Origin of the sequence: Bacillus sp. 7_6_55CFAA_CT2 (assembly GCF_000238655.1) — a bacterium.
In the GTDB taxonomy this organism is placed as follows: domain Bacteria; phylum Bacillota; class Bacilli; order Bacillales; family Bacillaceae_G; genus Bacillus_A; species Bacillus_A cereus.
The window spans coordinates 354,132-376,674 of the sequence record NZ_JH414710.1; the positions used below are offsets into that span (position 1 = coordinate 354,132).

Below are 22,543 nucleotides of genomic sequence, written 5' to 3' on the forward strand. Positions count from 1 at the left end.
GAACATTTTGGTCATTTTATAAAAGGGGGAGAAATTATGAAAGGGAATCAGTTACTTCGGAAAGAGTTCACGGAAATTATAAAAAGTAAAAAAATATTAATTCCAATTATTGCGGTCTTATTCGTACCAATTTTATATGCAGGGATGTTTTTGTGGGCTTTTTGGGATCCGTATAAACAGTTAGATGACTTACCAGTTGCAGTAGTCAATTTAGATAAAGGCGCAGTATTTGATGGGAAACCAATTGAGGTCGGAAAAGGGCTCGTTGATAATTTAAAAGATAATAAAAGTTTTAAATGGGAGTTCGTAAGTGAAAAAGAAGCGAAGAAAGGAATGGAAGGTAGAAAGTATTACATGTTAGTGCGCATTCCAGATGACTTCTCAAGTAACGCTACAACGTTACTAAAAGACGATCCGAAGCCATTAAACTTAGAATATATTCCAAACGAAAGTTTGAACTTCTTATCTTCACAAATTGGCGGAACAGCCATTGAAAAAATTAAAGGTGAAGTAGCAAGCACGTTAACGAAAACATATGCAGAGAAAATGTTTGATTCCATTCAAGACGTCTCAAAAGGATTAGCAGATGGGGCGGAAGGAGCAAATAAACTACACGACGGATCAAGTGAGCTGCATGATGGTTCAAGTAAAGTGACGGATGGCCTTCATACACTGCAAGGGAAATCTGGGGAGATGAAGGATGGAGTTCAGAAATTAGCAGATGGATCTAATAAATTAGTAGATGGATCAGGCAAAGTAACAAACGGTTTAAATGTGCTAAATAGTAAAACAGGTGAAATGCAGGTAGGTATCGGAAAATTAGTAGATGGGTCAGGCAAAGTAACAAATGGTTTAAATACGCTAAATAGCAAAACAGGTGAAATGCAGATAGGTATAGGGAAATTAGTAGATGGGTCAGGCAAAGTAACAAATGGTTTAAATACACTAAATAGCAAAACAGGTGAAATGCAGATAGGTATAGGGAAATTAGTAGATGGGTCAGGCAAAGTAACAGATGGTTTACACGTATTAAATAGCAATGCAGGTATCGGAAAATTAGTAGATGGATCAGGCAAAGTAACAGATGGTTTACATGCATTAAATAGCAATGCAGGTATTGGGAAACTAGTAGATGGATCAGGCAAAGTAACAGATGGTTTACATGCATTAAATAGCAATGCAGGTATTGGGAAGTTAGTAGACGGATCGGGCAAAGTAACAGACGGTTTAAATACGTTAAATAGTAAAACGGGTGAGTTGCGTGATGGATCTGAGAAAGTGACCGGTGGCTTGAACAAATTAGTAAGTAAATCCGGTGAATTAAAAACAAGAACAACGGATCTATCAAATGGTATGGGAAAACTTGTTGAAGGGCAAAGCCAATTAGAGGAAGGTTCTCAAGCGATCCAAAAGGGATTGCAAGAGTTAAATAGTAACGTACAAAAGTCTGCTGCAGGCTTAGAGGAAATGCAGTCGAAAGTTCCTTCTATATTGAATACAGTAAATGAAAAAATAGATGGAGCTGGGGCGAATGTAAATCAGTTAAATGAACTTACACAATCAACAGCAGGAGATGCAAAAAATGCAGCACAAGAGGTAGCGAATTTACAAAAGCAAATTGAAAGTTTACCAAAAGAATATCAAGAGCAGTTACAGCCATTCGTAACAAGTGCTGTAAAAAGTACAGCGACAGTTCAGCAAAAAGCTGCCGGAGTAGCAGGTGGAACAAATAAATTAAATGAAGAAGTGAAACAATTAAAAGGTGAAATACATCAAACAACAAATGGGTTGCAAAAAACTTACCAAATCCAGCAGGGATAAAAACTCTAGCAGGTGCTATTGAGAAACTAACGAGCGCACAAAATGAATTTGTTAGTAAGTTTCATGGATTTGGTGAGGGATTAGATAATGCAAAAATAGGTGCCGATAAATTAAAAGATGGATCAGTTCAATTAATTGATGGAGTAACGCAATTGCAAAGTGGCTCTGGAAAAGTGACAGCAGGATTAGGTCAATTATCTGCAGGAGTAAATCAATTAGCAGATGGGTCTGGTCAAGTAACAGGCGGTTTAGGAACATTATCTGTAGGAGTATCCAAATTAGCAGATGGGTCTGGTCAAGTAACAGGCGGTTTAGGGACATTATCTGTAGGTGTAACGAAATTAGCAGATGGCTCAAGCCAAGTAACAGGTGGTTTAGGAACATTATCTGCAGGAGTAAATCAATTAGCAGATGGGTCTGGTCAAGTAACAGGCGGTTTAGGTGCATTATCTGCAGGAGCAAATCAAATGGCAGGTGGTGTACATCAATTAGCAGATGGCTCAAGTCAAGTAACAGGCGGCCTAGGTCAATTATCTGCAGGAGCAAACCAAATGGCAGGTGGAGTAAATCAATTAGCAGATGGCTCGAGTAAAGTAACAGGCGGTTTAGGTACATTATCTGTAGGAGCAAACCAAATGGCAGGTGGCGTAAATCAATTAGCAGATGGATCTGGTCAAGTAACAACGGGCTTAGGTACTCTAAATGGTGGCCTAAATCAAATGTCAAATGGCTCAATCCAGCTAATCGACGGCGTAAATAAACTAGCAGATGGCTCAGGAAAAGTAACAGATGGTCTCGTAAAAGTAAACGACGGTTCAGGTGAACTTGCAGAGAAACTTGGCGAAGGGGCAGAGAAAACTGGGGAAGTAAAAGGAACGGATAAAACGTATGATATGTTTGCAAGTCCTGTAAAAGTGAAGACAGAGAAAATGGCGGAAGTTCCTAACTACGGAACTGGATTTACGCCGTATTTCTTATCACTCGGTTTATTTGTTGGGGCATTATTATTATCTATCGTATACCCATTACGTGATACAGTAGGCGTTCCAAAATCAGGATTTAGTTGGTTTATTAGTAAGTTCGGTGTTTTACTATCAGTTGGTATTATTCAAGCGATAGTAGCAGATGTTATATTACTGTTCGGATTAGGTGTAGAAGTACAAAGCATTCCATACTTCATACTCTTTAGCATCATTACAAGTTTAGCCTTTATCGCATTAATTCAATGTTTAGTAACAGCATTTGGTGATGCAGGCCGTTTTATCGCCATCATCACATTAATTATGCAGCTTACAACAAGTGCCGGAACATTCCCACTAGAATTGATTCCGAAGTTTTTACAACCATTCAATGCTTGGTTACCGATGACATACTCTGTATCAGGATTGAAAGCAGTCGTATCGAGTGGAGACTTTGACTTCATGTGGCAAAACATAGGAATGCTCATGATCTTTATCGTTGTATTATCACTTGGAACAATCGCTTCCTTAACTTTGATGCACAAACGAAAATTTAAAAATGTGGTTGGAAATCAATCGGTTGAAGCGTAGATAAAAGCACCTTTTTGGTGCTTTTTTATTTTAATAGAGGGCATCTTTTCCTTAGTTCATCTATAAGTCTTTCTAAAAGCTATAGAAACGAAAGAAAAGGAATTACAACAATTTACAGAGAAACATAGGGTAGAGGAGTTGATATGATGAAAGGCAATCTTACTTATTATTTTATCGTAAATCCGCTAATAATCTTTCTTGTTTATGCCCTTTCACCTATATTGTTTGATAAAGAAGTATATACAAGTATGAAAGATGCATTTGGAATACTTACGTTCTATTATGTGTTAATGGGTGGATATTACTTTATTGATATTTTAAGTGAAAAGATAAAGAAAAAAAGTAGATGGAGGATAAAAAATGACTGAAAGTGAAATGAAATTCCGTGATACGACCATTCATAACTTTTTCGATAAAGAGGATCGTTTAAAATCGATTCCAGGTCAAAAGAAGAAGAAACTAGTATTGTTAGAGCATTTAATTAGCAAGTTAGATGCTGGAAATCAATATACAGAAAAAGAAATTAATACATTTATAAAACAATATCATGATGATTTTTGTACAATTAGACGTGAATTTATTGTACATAGGTTTATGGATAGAGAGGATAATATGTACCGTATAAACGGGAGAGAAGTTTGGACGAAGTGGGAGGAGTTAAAATAATGAATCAGCGAGGAGATCCCCGCTGATTATAAGCCTGTGCTAGTCTTGCTGTTTCTTTGTAGTAAGTCTATGAACGCTTCAACATTCGAACTTGTAATGTATCCAAGCGTTATATATTCATCTTCATAGTAAAATATTATTTTTTTGTCAAAGATTCTTCTCTTCGTTTCTATGGATAGAATTTTTTCATAATCAAATTCGGCAATGAATGTGTTTTTATATTGGCTAAAAAAGAGAAGTCTTTGATTAGTAGCAAGTAACATGCCAGGATACGGGACTTTATGCGTAATCATATAGCCAGTAAGTGAACATTTTAAAGTAGATAAAATCTTTTCTTCTTTATGTAATAGTTGTTTTGCAGCTGTTAAGATTGGATTCATTGCATACATTCCTTTTATTTTGATGTATGAATATTGTATCAAGAGTAAAAAGATTCTCAATATGCAATATTGCATATTGGACGTTTTATAGTTTTAATATTATTTTTTAAAAGAAAAAGTACGAGGTGATTCAATGATACGATTAGCAAAAGAGGCTGATGCAGAAGCAATAATGAACATTAGAAAAGAAATTATATTATCGGAAAATACTACAAAGTTTTTCATAGTATCTCCAAAGAAATTACCGAATGATATTGATGCAGAAAGAGAAAAGATACGGAAAAGTAATGAGAAAGGTAATCTTTATATTGTGTATGAAGTAGATTATAAGGTGGTAGGCTTTTTACTTTTCAACCGATATGAACTAGAACGGTTACAACACGCAGGCACAATGGGAATGGGGATTAAAGAGGCGTATTGTAATCAAGGCATCGGTACGAAATTAATTGAATTTCTTATTAGTTGGGCGAAAGGGCAGAAAGGTTTAGAGAAAATTTGCTTAGGTGTAGTTTCTGTTAATGATCGGGCAATTAAAGTGTACAAACGTATGGGTTTTGTAGAAGAAGGAAGACAACGAAAGCAAATAAAGTATGAAGATGGATCATATGGAGATGACGTATTGATGGGGTTTTATATTGAATAAAGGATATATGGTATTAAGAAAAGGAATGTACATAACGTAAATTTTTAAAAGCAGTATATTGCCCATGCATTAACAGACTTTTACCTATGTATAATATTAATATAGTAAAATCATAACAACCGATATTGCAGTTTCCAATAATATACTATATAATCAATTTAAGAAAACGTTTTCATGCAAAGGGGGAGAATTTCGTGTCGACTATAGAGGACGTGGCGAAATTAGCAGGGTTATCAAGGACAACGGTTTCTAGGGTGATTAATAATCATCCATATGTTTCAGATGAGAAGAAAAAAAGGGTTCAATTAGCAATGAAGCATTTAGGCTTCGTTCCTAATTCTGCGGCGAGAAGGCTTCGTAAACAAAAAACGGAAACAATTGCGGTGCTAGTTCCAAGGATTACAAATCCTTTCTTCAGTAGATTTATTGAAGCAATCGAGATTGCTGCTTCTGAACATAAATATAAACTGATTATTTGTCAAACAAGATATTTACCGGAAAAAGAGATGGAGTATTTACAATTATTATCTACGAAACAAGTAGATGGGATTATTCTATGTTCACTAGAAAATCCGTGGGAAGATGTAGAGCCATATTTACAGCACGGTCCAATCGTGTTGTGTAATGAATATATTGAGGAAGCAAATATTCCAACAGTGAAGTTTGATCATGCGCAAGGAGCATACATAGCTGCGAAGCATGTGTTAGATCAAGGATATCGTAATCTTATTTTTTGCCGTGGTAACGAAACCAAAGTCGTTAGCCAGCAGCGAAAAATGGGCTTTTTACGTGCAATAACTGAGAAGAGCCGCCAAGTAGAAGCGATTGACTTTCTTGAAAACGCTTTCTCTTGGGAAGATGGAAAACGAATATTCCATGAAGTATTAAAGGACAAAAAAATCCTACCGCGATTTTGGCAGGAGGCGATGAGGTAGCAGCTGGAATTATCTCAGAGGCGAAACGCCATAACTGGAGCATTCCAGATGATCTTGCTGTTATCGGTTTTGATAATCAAATATTATCGCAGATTACAGAACCAGGTATTACGACAATTGAACAGCCAATTGATGAAATGGCCCGAAAAGTTGTCGACCTAATGATGGATAAAATCCATACGAAAAATTATCGAAAAAAAGAATTGTATGAGTTTGAACTGGAGCTCTTGGTGAAAGGTTCAACGATGAAGGATAAGATGTTATTAGCCTAGTAGACTATGTCTGCTAGGTTTTTTTATGTTCAAAAACTACTATTCTTCGTGAACGCAATCATCACATTTGTTATGGTATGCTTCGTGTTGCTCATCAATTTCTTTCCCGCAGTGCGCACAAGTTTTCGTCGGTAAATTTCTGAAAAACTCCATTGGTTGATCGATCATGTCAATCCCTCCATTTCCATTTCTTACTATCATTGTATTAGTACAAAAAATAAAAGTCAACAACTGTTTTATAACAAAATTGAAAATTAATGAAAAAGTTTAGGAAATGGATTATAGTTAACAATGTAGGATGTAAGTAAAAAACTTTCTCAAGTACGGAGAAAAACTGCATTCCTACTCGGTTTTAGAAAGGATGGATACATATGAAAATGACTGTTGTCGGCTTTTGGGGCGGCTTTCCAGAAGCGGGAGAAGCAACGTCGGGGTATTTGTTTGAACACGATGGTTTTCGTTTACTTGTAGACTGTGGTAGTGGTGTACTAGCACAGCTTCAAAAATATATAACACCATCTCATATAGATGCAGTTGTACTGTCACACTATCATCACGATCATGTTGCGGACATTGGGGTATTGCAATATGCGAGATTAATTACGAGTGCGACAACAAGGCAACTACCGGAATTACCAATATACGGTCATACGTTTGACGAGAATGGATTCCATTCTTTAACACATGAACCACATACGAAAGGAATCGCGTACAATCCAGAAGAAACACTTCAAGTTGGACCGTTCTCGATTTCGTTCTTAAAAACTGTTCATCCTGTTACATGCTTTGCGATGCGTATTACAGCTGGAGATGATGCTGTAGTATACAGCGCTGATTCAAGTTATATTCCTGAATTCATTCCATTCACGAAAGATGCTGATCTTTTCATTTGTGAGTGTAATATGTATGCACATCAAGAGGCTGCAAAAGCAGGGCATATGAATAGTACAGAAGTAGCAAGTATTGCAAAAGATGCAAATGTAAAAGAACTTTTATTAACGCACTTACCGCATACAGGCAACCCATCTGATTTAGTAACAGAAGCAAAACAAATTTTCAGTGGCCACATTACGCTAGCGCATAGTGGCTACGTATGGAACTCATGAGGTGATACGATGTTATTTATTGATAATAAAGGAATTACAGATCCTAGAATAAACTTAGCGATTGAAGAATATTGTGTGAAAAATTTAGATATTAACGAAACATATTTACTGTTCTACATTAACGAACCTTCGATTATCATTGGTAAAAACCAAAACACAGTAGAAGAAATTAATGCAGATTACGTAAAAGAAAAAGGTATTCATGTTGTTCGTCGTCTATCAGGCGGAGGCGCAGTATATCATGATTTAGGAAACTTAAACTTCAGTTTTATTACGAAAGATGATGGAGACAGTTTCAGCAACTTCAAAAAATTTACAGAACCTGTAACGAAAGCGCTTAGTAAATTAGGCGTAAATGCAGAACTAAGTGGTCGTAACGACATTTTAGCTGAAGGTAGAAAAATTTCAGGTAACGCACAGTTCGCAACGAAAGGTCGTATGTTCAGCCACGGTACGTTACTATTTGACTCTGAAATCGATCACGTCGTATCAGCGTTAAAAGTAAAAATGGATAAGATTCAATCAAAAGGAATTAAGTCAATCCGTAGCCGCGTTGCGAACATTACAGAGTTCCTAAACGAAGAAATGACGACAGAAGAGTTTAGACAACTTCTTCTAGAAACAATTTTCGAAGGAGAAACAGAAATCCCAACGTATGAATTAACAGAAGAGGATTGGAAAGCAATCCATAAACTTTCTGAAGAACGTTACCAAAATTGGGATTGGAACTACGGAAAATCACCGAAGTTCAACTTACAACATTCACACCGCTTCCCAGTTGGACAAGTTGACGTTCGTCTTGAAGTGAAAAAAGGAACAGTAACAGAATGTAAAATTTACGGCGACTTCTTCGGTTCACTAGATGTTCATGATATCGAAGAGCGTCTAACAGGCGTTCAGTTCGATAAAGATGCATTCACTGCAGCTTTAGAAGGCGTAGATATCGCACGCTACTTCGGTAACATTACAACAGAAGATTTCTTACATTTATTCTTCTAAAAATGAGGGAGGCTTCCATAACGGGCAGCCTCTTTCTTTTTTGCGTAGATTGTCAGGTTTTGTCGGTAAGTCGATATAACTGAAAAATCGCTGATATAAATTGAGTTGCGCTGATATATTTGGAAAATCGCCGATATAAACCGAGTTGCGCTGATATATTTGGAAAATCGCCGATATAAATCGAGCTGCGCTGATATAACTGAAAAATCGCTCATATAATTTCATTTACCACAAAACATAAAATCACAGGACATTTGCCCCTCGTAAAGGAATATATATATTCAAAAGGAGGCGGATCGAAATGAAAAGGGTAATGTACGTTGTATTATTACTCAGCTTAGTTATCGGAATGACAGCGTGTAGCAGTGGATCGCCCTCAAGTCGTACAATTTTGTCTATCGGAAAACCAGCGGAGGATAATGTCATATATTTTACGCATACAGATAACAAACGAAAGATACATGATATACAAGACATGTTTCAAAATAAGAAGTGGAAAAGAAATGAAACATTCAGCACTGTTAATAAAACACCAGATGTCGTCTTATCAATAGATGAAGACAATATAGGGTTACCGGCATTATATGTTACAGTTTATTTTCATGAAGATGGAGCGGATGCTCTTAACTTGCACGGAGAGCATACGACGTTAAATAAAGAGGAACTTACTAAACTTAGAGAAAAGATGAATGCATATTATCCTAAAATGATTTCTGGTCTAGTTTCATAAATTACTTGCGAACAAAATTCCCTTATCTTTCCAAAGTAAACTAAGAGAAGGTGATCTGTCTATATGCAGTTAATAGAATATCACTTGCTACTTTAATTTTCTTTTAATATAATTAATTTAGAATTTTTAAATATTCTAAATTTTATAAAGGTGGGGTTTTTGTGAATCTCGTTCAATCTTTGGCTGAAACGGCAAAAAAGAAGGGGGAAAAACCGGCTTATATATTTATGGATCAGTCGGTCTCATATGACCAATTAAACAAAATGGTCACAAGGTTTTCTAGCAATTTAGCAGAAATGGGCATTGGAAAAGGGGACAATGTCGCATTAGTTGTTGGGAACTCACCACATTTTTTGGTCGGTTTATACGGAACAATGAAAGCCGGAGCAACTGTTATTCCAGTTAATCCAATTTATACAGCAGACGAAATGCATTATATTTTACAAAATGGAGATGTAAAAACAATCATCGTACTCGACGTCCTTCTACCTGTTATACAATCTCTTACAACAAGACTTCCTTCATTAGAAAACATCATCATATGCGAAACCTCATCAGATTTTAACCATACAGAAACCGAAAAAATGAAAACGTTTACTAGTTTTGTGGGGACTGGAGATACAACTTACGAAGGTCCTGAACTAGATGAAGAAGATGTAGCGGTTATTCTATACACATCGGGCACAACTGGAAAACCGAAAGGCGCTATGTTAACACATAAAAATTTATATAGTAATGCGAACGATGTGGCGTCGTATTTACAATATACGGCTGATGACCGCGTTGTTGCGGCACTGCCTATGTTCCATGTATTCTGTTTAACAGTTGCGGTAAATGCACCGATTGTGAACGGGGCAACGATTTTAATGTTACCGAAATTTAGTCCGAAAGAAGTATTCCGTATTTGTCGCACGTACGAACCAACGATCTTTGCTGGCGTACCGACGATGTACAATTATTTATATTTATTTGAAGAAGCAAGCGCAGAAGATGTGAAGACGCTTCGCCTTTGTATTTCCGGTGGTGCATCGATGCCTGTTGCTCTTCTGCAAAACTTTGAAAAACGTTTTAACGTTATTGTTTCAGAAGGATACGGTTTATCAGAAGCATCACCAGTTACTTGTTTCAATCCGCTAGATCGTCCTCGGAAACCAGGATCAATTGGCACAAATATTTGGCATGTAGAAAATAAAATTGTAAATGAACTTGGGGAAGAAGTACCTGTCGGCGCAGTCGGTGAATTAATTGTTCGCGGACCTAACGTTATGAAAGGATACTATAATGCACCAGAAGATACAGCTGCGACATTGAAAGACGGCTGGCTATATACAGGTGACTTGGCGAAAATGGATGAAGAAGGTTACTTCTATATCGTGGATCGTAAAAAAGATATCGTCTTAGTTGGCGGTTATAACGTATACCCTCGTGAAGTAGAAGAAGTATTATATACGCACGAATCAGTAGCGGAAGTTGTCGTAATCGGTGTTCCTGATGAAAACTTAGGAGAAGCTGTGCGAGCGTACGTCGTTTTGAAGCAAGCAAACGTAACAGAAGAAGAACTAATGCATTACTGTACGTTACATTTAGCGAAATATAAAGTGCCGAAAAGCATTGAGTTTTTAATAGAATTACCGAAGAATACGACTGGTAAGTTGTTAAGAAGAGCATTGAGAGAGAAAGCGATGCAAGTGTAATGAAGAAAAGGTCTCCTAAAAGATATTTTAGGAGACCTTTTCTTTGTTTATCGTAATAACTTTTTCTCATATGAAATGTAGTAGGAAGTTTGTATATATAATAGCGGAGCGTGTTCAACTATTTGATACGAGTAGTAATGAAGATATTTCTCTTACTTTCTTAAACACAGTTATTACAATTAGAAGACCCACATTTATGCTATTCCAATGAAACTCAATGTATTAGCTTCATTGGAATACTAGAACAAAAGTGAATGTAAAAGTTTAGTTGAATCATGTTCATATTCTGTCGTTAGTAAATAATAATAGATGTGATTATTGTAATCTTAAATTATATAACAGAAATAATTATCTGTAATGATATTTTAAAAATTGTTATTGAATTGTCGTATTTTGTGCACAAAATCTTCAAAACTTTAAAACTGTATTTACTTTACTCTTTAGTTTATATAAATTTTGATATGTAACATTATATATGTTAAAAATATTTCAGTGAGGTGAGTTTATGGAAGGTAAGAAACAAAGAAAGTGGTATCAGTATTTAATACAACTTATCGTAGTTGCATTAATTGTTACTTCTATACCACTGAATGGGTTGGCAGAAACGGCACCACCGTTTACACCATCTCCAAATTCAGAACAAACTCCAGAAGTGGAAAAGAAAGAGGAGCAGGAATTACCAGCTCCACATCCAGATCAATTAAAGAAGGATAAGGCTAAAACACAGGCGAGTCCGACTGAGGTTGTAGAAGAAAGAACGGAAACCGAAAAGGTTTTTGATAACAATGATGGTACTTTTACAAAGAGGGTATATACGGAACCGATTCATGCAGAGAAAGATGGAAAGCTAGAAGAGGTTTCACCAAAATTAGTAGAAGCACCAAATGAAAAAATTGTAACGGAAAATACAACATTAGAACCAGAGTTTGAGAAAGCGACAAAAGATGGAAAGTACGTTCAATTTAAAGTAAAAGATCATACTATTCAGTATAAACTAATAAGTGCAAATGGTGAAAAAGGTGAAATAAAGCCATCACCAGTAACCGCAACACATGAAAATAATACAGTATGGTATAAAGGGGTCTTCCCAAATATTGATTTAAAGAGTACGACATTCAATGAAAATGTAAAAGAAGATTTTGTATTACGTGAGTATACAGGACACCACATTTTTACATTTGCATTAGAAACAGATTTAACACCTAGCTTACAGGAAGATGGTTCAATCGACTTCCAAGATGAGAAAAAAGAAAAAGTATTCACATTGCCGAAACCGTATATGAATGATTCCAATGTGGATCAGCAATCAGGTGAGGCTGTAACGTCAGATGCGGTTCGCTACAATATTGAGAAGAAAGATGAAAAAACATATACATTAACTGTTACTGCAGACCCGCAGTGGTTACAAGCACCAGAGCGAAAATATCCGGTATATGTAGATCCTTCAATTGAATTGGATAATTTTGAAAATGCTTACGCTTCAAGTGCGTATCCAACTGTCAATTATTCAGGGGGAAAACTTTGGGATTCAGGTCAAAATGCTTATACGTTAAAAGTTGGATATTATGATGGAGCATCTGGAACTAATTTTTCATTTATTAAACCAGATGTTTCAAACTTAAAGGGTGCAAAGATTGAAAGTGCAACATTCCATGCCTATGCAGTTTGGCATTATTATGCGAATCAACCAAATGGTGTTTGGTTAGATGAAGTAACAAGTGGATGGAATGTTGGAAGTGTAAACTGGAATAACAAACCAGGTTCTAACAACATTGCACACGCTGATGTGGGCCGCGGAAAATGGGCCCAGTTCAATGTAACGAATACAGTGAAAGCATGGGTAGAAGGCGCGAGACCAAACAATGGCTTTAAGCTACATGCAAATGGTAATGGTCAAAACCATTGGAAGAAATTCATTGCAGCTGAAAATGGAACGAATGCACCATTCTTGGAAGTGAAATATTCCTACGCAAAACCAAATAAGCCAAGAGTACAAGCTTACTCAAATGGGAGTGGGAGTGGTTCAGGTCACTTCAATGTACAATGGGACGCAGTTCCAGGAGCAACAGGTTATAAAGTTGCCATTTTTAATGGATATGACTATGAATATATTCCTGTTGGGAATGTGACAAGCTGGACGACGAAAGATAAAAAAATATTCCCGACGCCAGAAGAAATTGCACAAGGGCGTTACTGGATACATGATGACGGAAAAGGTGCAGAAGCGCCTACTAACCCAGGACAAATATATAAAAATGCTTACGAGTCAGGAGGTCCGTACGGGGATTATAGCGGAAGAAGTAGCTACTGGATTCGTATTGTAGCAGAGTATCCGTTTGGGGATAGTCCACTTTCAGATGAAATAGTTCCATTTATTCCATTAGAACAAGTGAAAAAGCCAGATGGATCGGCCTACATTAATGCGACAGATAAAGAAACAGGATATGTCACATTAAAGTGGGATGCAGTTCCAGCGGCTGCAGGCTATAAAGTTTGGATTTATAACGGAAAAGATTACGAAGCGTTCGATGTAGGAAATAAAACAAATTGGACAACGCAAAATGAGAAAATTTGGCCAACGAAAGATGAAATTGCAAAAGGCCAATATTTACTTCATCATGATAAAAAAGGTGCAGAATTAGCAGTTGATCCATCACCTGTGTATAAGAATTCTGGCGGAATTTATGCTGGCTTTAAAAATTATTGGTTCCGTGTAACAGCGTATAGTAAAGCCGGACATGCTGAAAGTGAAATTTCGCATGAGTTTGTACCTAAATTTGCTCAAGACTTTGGGTTTATAGGGATGTTTGATTACTGGGCATCAGTTCCGGTACTAAATGGTAAAGTAAATGCTACAAATGGTAACTTTATCATGAGTGAGAAAGATATTACGTTATCTGGGCGCGGACCGGATGTATCAGTGGAAAGAACGTATAATAGCCAAAGTAAAAAAGTAGGTTTATTTGGTACGGGTTGGTCTAGTAGATTAGAAGAAAGAATTTTGGCTGAAGGAAACGGAAACTTACTATTAATTTCTGCCGATGGCGCAAATATTACTTTTACTAGAACGGGAGATAATACGTATCAAGCCCCTACTGGTATATATTTAGAAATTAAACAAGTATCAGGCGGGTATGAAATAAAAGATAAAGACCAAACGGTTACTTTCTATAAATCTGGAGATGCACAAGGTCGTATCCAGTATACAAAAGATAAATACGGAAATACGACGACATATGAGTATGATGGGGAATTCCGTTTATCAAAAGTAAAGAACGCTTCTGGTAAAGAGTTAGTCGTACAATATGATGGAAATAATAAAAAAGCAGCAAGAGTAATCGGCCCAGATAGCAAAACGATTACATTTAAATATGATGGAGATTTACTCGTTTCTTCTACAACACCAGAAGGAAAAGTATATAAATACGGATATGATAATGGATTACTAACATCTATTTATGATCCGCAACATACAGATGCCAAACCATATAAAACATCGTATGCATACGAGAATAATAGATTAGTAAAAGTAACGGACCCATTAGGAAAAGCTACGACATTAGCATATAATACAGATACGAAAGAAGTTACGTTAACGAATCCTAAAGGACGTAAAACTGTTTATACGTATAACGATGCTGGAAACCCAGTCAAAACAGTTGAAGATTCCGGACGTCTAAATTTAACAACAACATATGAATATAATGCAAATAACTTAGTAAAAACAACAACTCCTAAAAATCAAACAGAAACAGCGACCTATGATGGTAATGGGAATGTAACTTCTGTTACTGATGAAATGGGAACAGAAAAGTTTGAGTACAATAAAGACAACGGGCTTATAAAAGCGACAGATAACGAAAATCGTGAAACAACAGTTGCTTATAAGGCTGCAAATACAGAAGTATCTGAAACAGACCAAGCAGCAAATACATCATCTTTCATGCAGTATGATCAGTTTGGAAATCCAATTGCGACAACTAGAGAGCTGGGAACAGGAGAAAACCTGATTCAAAATCCAAGCTTTGAAATGAATGGTACGGAAAAATGGGTACCAGTAAATGTGAATAATTCCGGAGCTATTACAAAAGATGCAACATCAGCACCAGGTGGTCTGGGCGGAGAATCATCACTTAAAATTTCAACAAAAGCAACGAATAATGATTGGGGCTATATTGCTGCAATTCAAGAAGTAACGTTAGAACCAAATACAACGTATACGTTAAGTGGTATGATGAAAACGGATTTAGCCAATGGTGCCGCTTTCTTCAATGTACAGTTATTAAATGAAAACGGTGCTGGTGTAGATGGTGGATGGCATGATACTCGTCACAATAAAGTTCAAGGAACGAGGGATTGGGTTAACCGTCAAGTTACTTTTAAAACAACAGAACAAACGAGAAAAGTAAAAATCTATTTACAAGTAGAAAATGGCGGTTCTGCTACGAGTGGTTCAGTCTGGTTTGATAAGATTCAACTAGAAAAAGGTGAAGTTTCTTCTAGCTTTAACCCAATTGAAAATAGTAGTTTAGAAAATATGGCGGGAAATGGCTGTATGCCAGGTTGGATTAGAGGAGATGGAACAAGCTGTGATCCGAAAGATGTTTCTCAGCAAGAGAGCTTTACGGGACATTCATCTATTGTATTAGAGCGTAGCCAATATGGTGGTTCAGATGTAGGATATGGCAAGCATATCACTATAAATCAGAAAAAAGCAGAACCAATTACGCTAACAGGAATGTCTAAATCAGTAAATGTAGAAAATACTGCACCAGATAAACTCTCTCGAGATTACTCTATTTGGGCAGATGTACATTATCAAGATGGTAGTGGGGAAAATTTCCAAGCGAAATTCCCAAGTGGGACAAATGATTGGAATCGTAGTGCGGTTGTAATCCCTGCCACTAAACCAATTAAACGTATGGAAGTTTATATGCTCTTTAGAAGAGAGAATAAAGGAAAAGTTTGGTTTGATGATATACGCCTATTAGAAGGAAACGCTCTTATTAAAAACGAGTACGACAACGATGGAAATGTTGTTGCGACGTATGATGAAGAAGGACAGAAAAATACATTCGCATACGATGCATCAGGAAATAAAAAGAGCGAGACAGATGAAAAAGGAAATACAAAACTATATGATTATAACAAAGATAATCTATTAACAAAGGTTACATTAAAAAATGGTACTTCTGTAAATTATCGTTATGATCATAATGGAAACACAACAGAGAAATCTGTCATGTTTGGTGGGAAAACACAAACACACAAATATGAATATGATGTAGATAATAAAAATACAGTATATATCGATGCGTTAAACCGTCGTATTGAAAATACGTACGATGAAAATGCAAACAAGATTAAAACAAAAATGCCAAACGGCTCTATTCTAGAATCTGTATATGATACAGCAGATCGCGTCGTTGGTGAAAAGCGCAACGGAAAAGATTCATTTACATTTGAACGTGATCAAAATGGACAAGTTACGAAAGTGAAAGACCATGTCAACGGTGTAGAACGAACAAAAACATACGACAAGGCAGACCGCGTCACAAGTGCAACAGATAGCCGAGGCGGAAAAATTGATTGGGCATATCACGATAAAGCAAACAGTAAGACAGAAAAACTAAAAGAACAAACAGTAACGCAAGGCGGATACACAAATAAAGTATCGTATGACTACAACACGTTAGATCAAAACATTCGTGTGACAGACGGTTCTCAAACGTATCGATTTGATTATGACGATCAAGGCAATGTTCGTACGTATACAGCTGGAAATGGTTCAGGCTCTACTTTCAACTATGATCATGCGAACAAAATTAAAGATTTAGTAGTAGGTACGTCAAATAGTATTCTACTTTCTGAACGATATGAATATGACCAAGCGGGTAACCGTACGAAGATTAAACATGAAGGTGCGGGCGGAAAAGTAACGGAAACAAACTTTGTATATGACCCGATCAACCAACTATTAAATGAAGCATTACCAAACGGAACAACTAAATCATACACATATGATGGATTTGGAAACCGTACAAGTGTGAAAGTTGTAGAGAATGGAAAAGAAACAAAATCTATAGCAGCAACATTCAATGAAGGAAATCAACTTGTAAAATTCGGGAACGAATCGTTAACGTATGATGCGAATGGAAATCGTACATCTGATGGAAAGTACAAGTATACATGGAATGAAGATGACCAAATTGTAGCTATTACAAAACAAGGTGAGAGCAATGCATTCGCAACTTATAAGTATGATGAAGATAATCGTCGTATTGAAAAGAGTGTAAATGGTCAAGTAACACGTTATTTCTATGATGGAGATAGCATTAATCCGTTATATGAGACAGATGGTAGTGGAACTGTACTCCGTCAATATGTATACTCAACAAGTGGCACGCGCTTAGCGATGAAATCAAAAGGACAAACGTTATACTACCACTATAACCCACGCGGTGATGTAGTCGCAATGACAGATCAAAATAGAGAAGTTTTAGCAACGTATGAATATGATGCATGGGGTAACGTATTAAAGAGCGACGCAAAAGGTATCGCAGCAGACAACCCATTTGGATATGCGGGATACATGTATGATAAAGAAATTGGTATGTATTATCTAATTGCGCGTTACTATAGTCCGGAGCATGGTGTGTTCTTATCAGTGGACCCTGATCCGGGTGATGAAGATGACCCGATTACCATGAATGGATATACGTATGGTGATAATAATCCGGTGATGATGGTGGATCCAGATGGACATTATGCAATTAAAAAGTTTGTTCGAGGAACTGTTAAGCGTCTTCCAGCGCCAGTGAAGAAAACACTTAGGAAGGTGTTTCCAAACGATTCGAAATGGGTCGGAAAACATATAAGAACCAAAGCTATTACCTGGGGTGCATTTGGAGGAGCTACAGGAGGGATCATTACCTCACTAGGTATGACGGGAGTTAAACCATCAACCTACCAAGCAGCCGGTAAAGTAGGAGTAATAGGTGGGACGATTTTTGGAATGCATGCTGGTGCAATAAGTGGTTCTATTTCAGGGGGAGTTAGATATGGAGTAGGGGTTTTCCTCTTTGGTGCAAAGAAAGGTAAAAAAACAAGTAAAAAAATAAGTAGAAAAATAAGTAAAAAAAGAAGATAATAAAATATTGTTAATTGATTAGAGAGTTTTACAGATATAAATAACTTCAAAAATGTAAGAATATATTTTGAGAACGTATAATTATATATTATATTTATTGATTCGAATCTTTAACGGGAGGAGAGACATGGAAAAAATAATAGGAATTATTCTGATTATAGGTGGTATGATTCCATTAATTTATGCAATGGTACAAATTTATCGACAATGGAAAGAAAAAGGACCTTCTTTTACTCTTAAACTAATAGTTTTCCTGGTCGTAAGCATTTTGCTAGATACAGCAACAACTATTATATTGTGTATAGTAACAGTATTCATTGGTATTTGTTTAATCATCTACACATAATAAGTTCAAGAAGGCTAACAGAAATAACTAGTAAGATCAATGAAGACACTATGTGGATTTGTTGCGAGGTTTCTTAAAAGATATCCATAAATAAACATGTATGACTAAATATTATGTGACCACTAGTAATTGGTGTCATTCATTGTAAGTTGAACAACCGAAGTCTGAGCCAAGACTTCGGTTTCTTTTATATACGGGGTAGCACGTCATGCACATCAAGCTATCCAAGTAAATTGGGGAGTGACAGGGTTACTGTCATAGACCATAAAGTAAAAATATAGAAATTTGTCACCTCTGTGTTTCTTCAAATTTTCTTTGATTGTTCGTTCGATAGAGAGATCCTTGTGATATATCAGTTCCTTCTACAATTTCTTTAATTGAGTATTTGATCATAATGGAAACACAACAGAGAAATCTGTCATGTTTGGTGGGAAAACACAAACACACAAATATGAATATGATGTAGATAATAAAAATACAGTGTATATCGATGCGTTAAACCGTCGTATTGAATATACGTACGATGAAAATGCAAACAAGATTAAAACAAAAATGCCAAATGGATCCATTTTAGAATCTGTTTATGATACAGCAGACCGTGTCATTGGTGAAAAGCGCAACGGAAAAGATTCATTTACATTTGAACGTGATCAAAATGGACAAGTTACGAAAGTGAAAGATCTTGTCAACGGCGTAGAACGCACGAAAACATACGATAAGGCTGACCGCGTCACAAGCGCAACAGATAGCCGAGGCGGAAAAATTGATTGGGCATACCACGATAAAGCAAACAGTAAGACAGAAAAACTAAAAGAACAAACAATTACGCAAGGTGGATACACAAATAAAGTATCGTATGACTACAACACGTTAGATCAAAACATTCGTGTGACAGACGGTTCTCAAACGTATCGATTTGACTATGATGATCAAGGAAATGTTCGTACGTATACAGCCGGAAATGGTTCAGGTTCTACCTTTAACTATGACCATGCGAACAAAATTAAAGATTTAGTAGTAGGTACATCAAACAGTATTCTTCTTTCTGAACGATATGAATATGACCAAGCGGGTAACCGTACGAAGATTAAGCATGAAGGTGCAGGCGGAAAAGTAACAGAAACAAACTTTGTATACGACCCGATTAACCAACTATTAAATGAAGCATTACCAAACGGAACAAGTAAATCATACACATATGACGGATTTGGAAACCGTACAAGTGTGAAAGTTGTAGAGAATGGAAAAGAAACAAAGTCTATAGCGGCAACATTCAATGAAGGAAATCAGCTTGTAAAATTCGGAAACGAATCGTTAACGTATGATGCGAATGGAAATCGTACATCGGATGGGAAGTATAAGTATACATGGAATGAAGACGATCAACTTGTATCGATTACAAAACAAGGGGCAACTACTCCATTCGCGACCTATAAGTATGATGAGGATAATCGTCGTATTGAAAAGAATGTAGAAGGAAAAGTGACACGTTATTTCTATGATGGAGATAGTATCAATCCATTATATGAGACAGACGGAAGTGGAAAAGTCCTTCGTCAATATGTATATTCAGTAGATGGTGTACGTTTGGCTATGAAATTGAATGGTCAAACGGTATACTATCATTACAACCCTCGTGGTGACGTAGTTGCGATGACGGACCAAAATAGAGAAGTTGTAGCCACGTATGAATACGATGCATGGGGGAATGTATTAAAGAGTGATACCAAAGGTATCGCGACTGACAATCCATTTGGATATGCGGGATATATGTATGATAAAGAGATTGGTATGTATTACTTGATCGCCCGTTACTATAATCCAGACCACGGTGCGTTCTTATCGGTAGACCCTGATCCAGGTGATGCAGATGATCCTGTGACACAGAATGGATATACGTATGTGAATAATAATCCAATGATGTTGATAGATCCAGAGGGAAATCGAGGGGTTAAGGCTCTTTTACAATTAATAAAGCAAGAACAAGAGCGTAGAAAAAAAGCAAAAGCAAAACCAAAACCAAAACCAAAACCACAGTCAAAAGGCGGAGTCCATAAAAATTCGCATGCTACAAAAGCGCCTGCGGTAGGATATTCTTTAAGGGATAAAAAAACTCAGGCAGTATTAAAATATGGCGAGACAACACAAGGAACTAAAAGGTATACGCAAAAATTTTATAAGCAGCATAATGCTTATATGAAAATCGAAGCCAAGGGGACAAAAAAACAAATGCATCAATGGCAACATCAAAAGATTTTAGCGTATAAAAAGAAAAATAATGGGAAACGTCCCCCGCTAAATAAAAGCGATTATTGAAAAGGATGAGTGATTATGAGATTTTTTTTAAGTGGTGAATTAGAAGGAGACATTGCTGAGGAATTTATAAATATAATTTCAGAAATCAGTAGTGACCTTGAAAAATTAAATAGTAATAATTATGGTAGCGAAGTAGAAGAAATAGCTATAATCCCTATAGTAGTTAACATAACTCCGGAATATGAAGATGCGGGTTTCTTTAAAGAAAGAAAGCTTTTTAAAAAGAAGAGTAAAGTAGCAGACTTTCGATTAAGGATTGACTATGAAACATTTTCAACGGCAAATTATTCCGCGAGGAAAATATTGATACTAAAAAACATTATTCAATCTATTAGAATACTAGGGGAAAAGGCGAAGTCTGATTTTAATGCACTAAAGTTAGAAGAGGATATTTTACAAGTTTTTGATATCAAAGAAAGTTTTCTCGAATTATCAGAAGGATGACATTCATTAAAAGTAATTTTGACTTCCTTTTTAAAATGGATGTTTTTGTCTACTCCTCTGAGAAATCAAGTTTAAAATAAGTCGTGAATAGAAAAAATAAGGCTCTTACTTTGTGGATTTATGGACAAAGTAAGAGCCTTATTTCATTTAGATTTATCCACATAGTTCTCGTTATAACTGGTGGGAAAAAACTAGTAGTTGGAGTAAGAATGGCTGCCCCTCATATAGCTCGTTATGCAGCTAAAAAATTGGGTGAAAAAGGCGGACACTATGTATATAGGTAAAAGCTTTGAAAAGAAAGTATTAAAAGAACTTGGATTACAGAAAAATACTAAAAAGGTAAATAGCCGTATTCCTGATAGTTTGTCTAAAGGTAGAATTATCGAAATTAAAGATGTCCGAAGAATATTGAAGACTCAGCAGTTTAAAGACTATGCGAAGGCAGGAAAGCGTATTAATTTAATAATTTCTAAACACTCTAAAGTATCCAAACCATAAAAAAAATTAATGGGAAATTCTAAGGGAACACTAAAAGTTAAACATGGGAAAAATAAGTATTATACGTACAATAAATAATAAATATACAAAAGAGGGTTATTATGGTAGAAATGAATATTTATACAACTGAAAATATTAGTTCAGAAATATATGCAAAGATATTTTTTCAGCTGATTCAAGAGATTGGGATAGAGTTTCAAAAGATTGCGCTATATGAACCAATTAATAAAGAATTCTCTATGGAGAAAGCCGTTGAAATGTGGACACATGCTGAACCAGGGTGCTATGATTTTGATTTAGATGAGATGATAGGTACTGCAGGTGGAATGCTGGGAAAAGGAAAAGGTATTTCCCTGATGGTAAATTGGTGGGAGAGTCCTAAAGAAAAACCCGTCAACTATTTAGTAATTGGTTTTTCAAACAAGGTCTTTTTGAAATATAAGGATAAAATTGTAGCGGTATTTAAAAAGTTGGTATCAGAATTTAAGGCTATATACGGATATATTAGTGATGAGGGAAGCATATATAGACAACATATAACAGGCTCAATAGAAAATAGAATACCTGGAATCTTTGAATATAATTATTTCGGGAAATTATTTGTTGATTTTATAGAGGAAGATAAGCTTCAATCCCTTTCGTGGTCTAATTCTTTTCTGCTAAAAAAGGGACTATTAATAGTTTTAGATAATAAGAAGGAAGAAGAGTTTTTATTATTAGAAAAACAAATGAAAGAGCAAATCGGATTGAACTTCTTTAATGGTAAATCAAGTGATTATCCAGATGTGCTGAAGGGATAGAAAAAGATTTAGAAAGAAGGGCTTATATAAGTTCTTCTTTCTTTGTATATATTAAGATATCTTAGTGATAGAAACGTATATGATATGTGGGCGGGGGCTACTGGTAAAAGCCCAATTGGTAAGGGCTAATTAAAGTTTCACTTTATATAGGTTTTGAGAGAGTAAGATATATTGTTTGTAGCGGAGATCTTGA

The 22,543-nt window shown here is 36.1% G+C and carries 15 protein-coding genes and 4 pseudogenes; 16 read left to right on the plus strand and 3 right to left on the minus strand.

The window, feature by feature from the left end:
- Positions 1-36 precede the first annotated feature (36 nt).
- The 3 genes and pseudogenes from HMPREF1014_RS31345 to HMPREF1014_RS17460 all read left to right on the plus strand — a co-directional run bounded on the left by HMPREF1014_RS31345 (position 37) and on the right by HMPREF1014_RS17460 (position 4,037).
- Positions 37-3,371: pseudogene (locus HMPREF1014_RS31345) on the plus strand (YhgE/Pip family protein).
- 143 nt (positions 3,372-3,514) lie between these two features.
- Positions 3,515-3,739 carry a hypothetical protein gene (locus tag HMPREF1014_RS17455; protein ID WP_009327231.1) on the plus strand — a complete coding sequence of 75 codons (225 nt, stop codon included), beginning with the start codon at positions 3,515-3,517 and terminating at the stop codon, positions 3,737-3,739.
- A complete protein-coding gene (locus HMPREF1014_RS17460) occupies positions 3,732-4,037 on the plus strand; it encodes a DUF2087 domain-containing protein (RefSeq protein ID WP_000140283.1) in 306 nt (101 codons plus the stop codon). Before HMPREF1014_RS17455 ends, HMPREF1014_RS17460 begins: the two co-directional genes overlap by 8 nt.
- 26 nt (positions 4,038-4,063) lie before the next feature.
- On the opposite strand, the gene HMPREF1014_RS17465 is transcribed toward HMPREF1014_RS17460, so the two are convergent.
- A complete protein-coding gene (locus HMPREF1014_RS17465; RefSeq protein WP_001068220.1) occupies positions 4,064-4,417 on the minus strand; it encodes a PH domain-containing protein in 354 nt (117 codons plus the stop codon).
- A 133-nt stretch (positions 4,418-4,550) separates the two neighbouring features.
- Here HMPREF1014_RS17465 and HMPREF1014_RS17470 point away from each other — a divergent pair, with 133 nt between their 5' ends.
- Positions 4,551-5,060 carry a GNAT family N-acetyltransferase gene (locus HMPREF1014_RS17470; protein WP_000620017.1) on the plus strand — a complete coding sequence of 170 codons (510 nt, stop codon included), beginning with the start codon at positions 4,551-4,553 and terminating at the stop codon, positions 5,058-5,060.
- Positions 5,061-5,254: 194 nt separating this feature from the next.
- Positions 5,255-6,267 (plus strand): annotated as a pseudogene (locus tag HMPREF1014_RS17475) (LacI family DNA-binding transcriptional regulator).
- Between the two features lie 39 nt (positions 6,268-6,306).
- On the opposite strand, the gene yhfH reads toward HMPREF1014_RS17475, so the two are convergent.
- On the minus strand, positions 6,307-6,435 hold the full coding sequence (yhfH, locus tag HMPREF1014_RS17480; protein ID WP_000567010.1) for a protein YhfH: 129 nt from the start codon (positions 6,433-6,435) through the stop codon (positions 6,307-6,309).
- A gap of 203 nt (positions 6,436-6,638) precedes the next feature.
- On the opposite strand from yhfH, the gene HMPREF1014_RS17485 reads away from it, so the two are divergent.
- From HMPREF1014_RS17485 to HMPREF1014_RS17515, 7 genes are all read left to right on the plus strand, one after another.
- Positions 6,639-7,373, plus strand: coding sequence for an MBL fold metallo-hydrolase (locus HMPREF1014_RS17485; RefSeq protein ID WP_000784690.1), 735 nt, complete (start codon positions 6,639-6,641; stop codon positions 7,371-7,373).
- Between the two features lie 9 nt (positions 7,374-7,382).
- Positions 7,383-8,372: a lipoate--protein ligase gene (gene lplA / locus HMPREF1014_RS17490; protein WP_000897275.1), complete on the plus strand. Its 990-nt coding sequence runs from the start codon at positions 7,383-7,385 to the stop codon at positions 8,370-8,372.
- A gap of 301 nt (positions 8,373-8,673) precedes the next feature.
- Positions 8,674-9,102, plus strand: a complete 429-nt coding sequence (locus tag HMPREF1014_RS17500) for a hypothetical protein (RefSeq protein WP_000832643.1) — start codon at positions 8,674-8,676, stop codon at positions 9,100-9,102.
- A 161-nt stretch (positions 9,103-9,263) separates the two neighbouring features.
- Entirely contained in the window at positions 9,264-10,796 is a 1,533-nt protein-coding gene (locus HMPREF1014_RS17505; RefSeq protein ID WP_001055200.1) for a fatty acid--CoA ligase family protein, read from the plus strand.
- A gap of 43 nt (positions 10,797-10,839) precedes the next feature.
- Positions 10,840-11,007 carry a hypothetical protein gene (locus HMPREF1014_RS31665; RefSeq protein ID WP_170950089.1) on the plus strand — a complete coding sequence of 56 codons (168 nt, stop codon included), beginning with the start codon at positions 10,840-10,842 and terminating at the stop codon, positions 11,005-11,007.
- 294 nt (positions 11,008-11,301) lie between these two features.
- Positions 11,302-17,946, plus strand: a complete 6,645-nt coding sequence (locus tag HMPREF1014_RS17510; RefSeq protein ID WP_000398600.1) for a DNRLRE domain-containing protein — start codon at positions 11,302-11,304, stop codon at positions 17,944-17,946.
- 127 nt (positions 17,947-18,073) lie between these two features.
- Positions 18,074-18,292, plus strand: a complete 219-nt coding sequence (locus tag HMPREF1014_RS17515) for a hypothetical protein (RefSeq protein WP_000411163.1) — start codon at positions 18,074-18,076, stop codon at positions 18,290-18,292.
- Positions 18,293-18,580: 288 nt separating this feature from the next.
- Here HMPREF1014_RS17515 and HMPREF1014_RS32235 read toward each other — a convergent pair.
- A pseudogene (locus HMPREF1014_RS32235) lies at positions 18,581-18,679 on the minus strand (recombinase family protein); the annotation flags it as partial.
- Between HMPREF1014_RS32235 and HMPREF1014_RS31350 the strand changes: the two are divergent.
- The 4 genes and pseudogenes from HMPREF1014_RS31350 to HMPREF1014_RS17535 all read left to right on the plus strand — a co-directional run.
- A pseudogene (locus HMPREF1014_RS31350) lies at positions 18,677-20,608 on the plus strand (RHS repeat domain-containing protein); the annotation flags it as partial. The pseudogenes HMPREF1014_RS32235 and HMPREF1014_RS31350 overlap by 3 nt on opposite strands.
- 15 nt (positions 20,609-20,623) lie before the next feature.
- A complete protein-coding gene (locus tag HMPREF1014_RS17525; protein ID WP_001210419.1) occupies positions 20,624-21,052 on the plus strand; it encodes an Imm44 family immunity protein in 429 nt (142 codons plus the stop codon).
- 234 nt (positions 21,053-21,286) lie between these two features.
- Entirely contained in the window at positions 21,287-21,550 is a 264-nt protein-coding gene (locus HMPREF1014_RS17530) for a putative toxin (RefSeq protein ID WP_255344394.1), read from the plus strand.
- Between the two features lie 101 nt (positions 21,551-21,651).
- On the plus strand, positions 21,652-22,350 hold the full coding sequence (locus HMPREF1014_RS17535; RefSeq protein WP_000229999.1) for a hypothetical protein: 699 nt from the start codon (positions 21,652-21,654) through the stop codon (positions 22,348-22,350).
- Positions 22,351-22,543 lie beyond the last annotated feature (193 nt).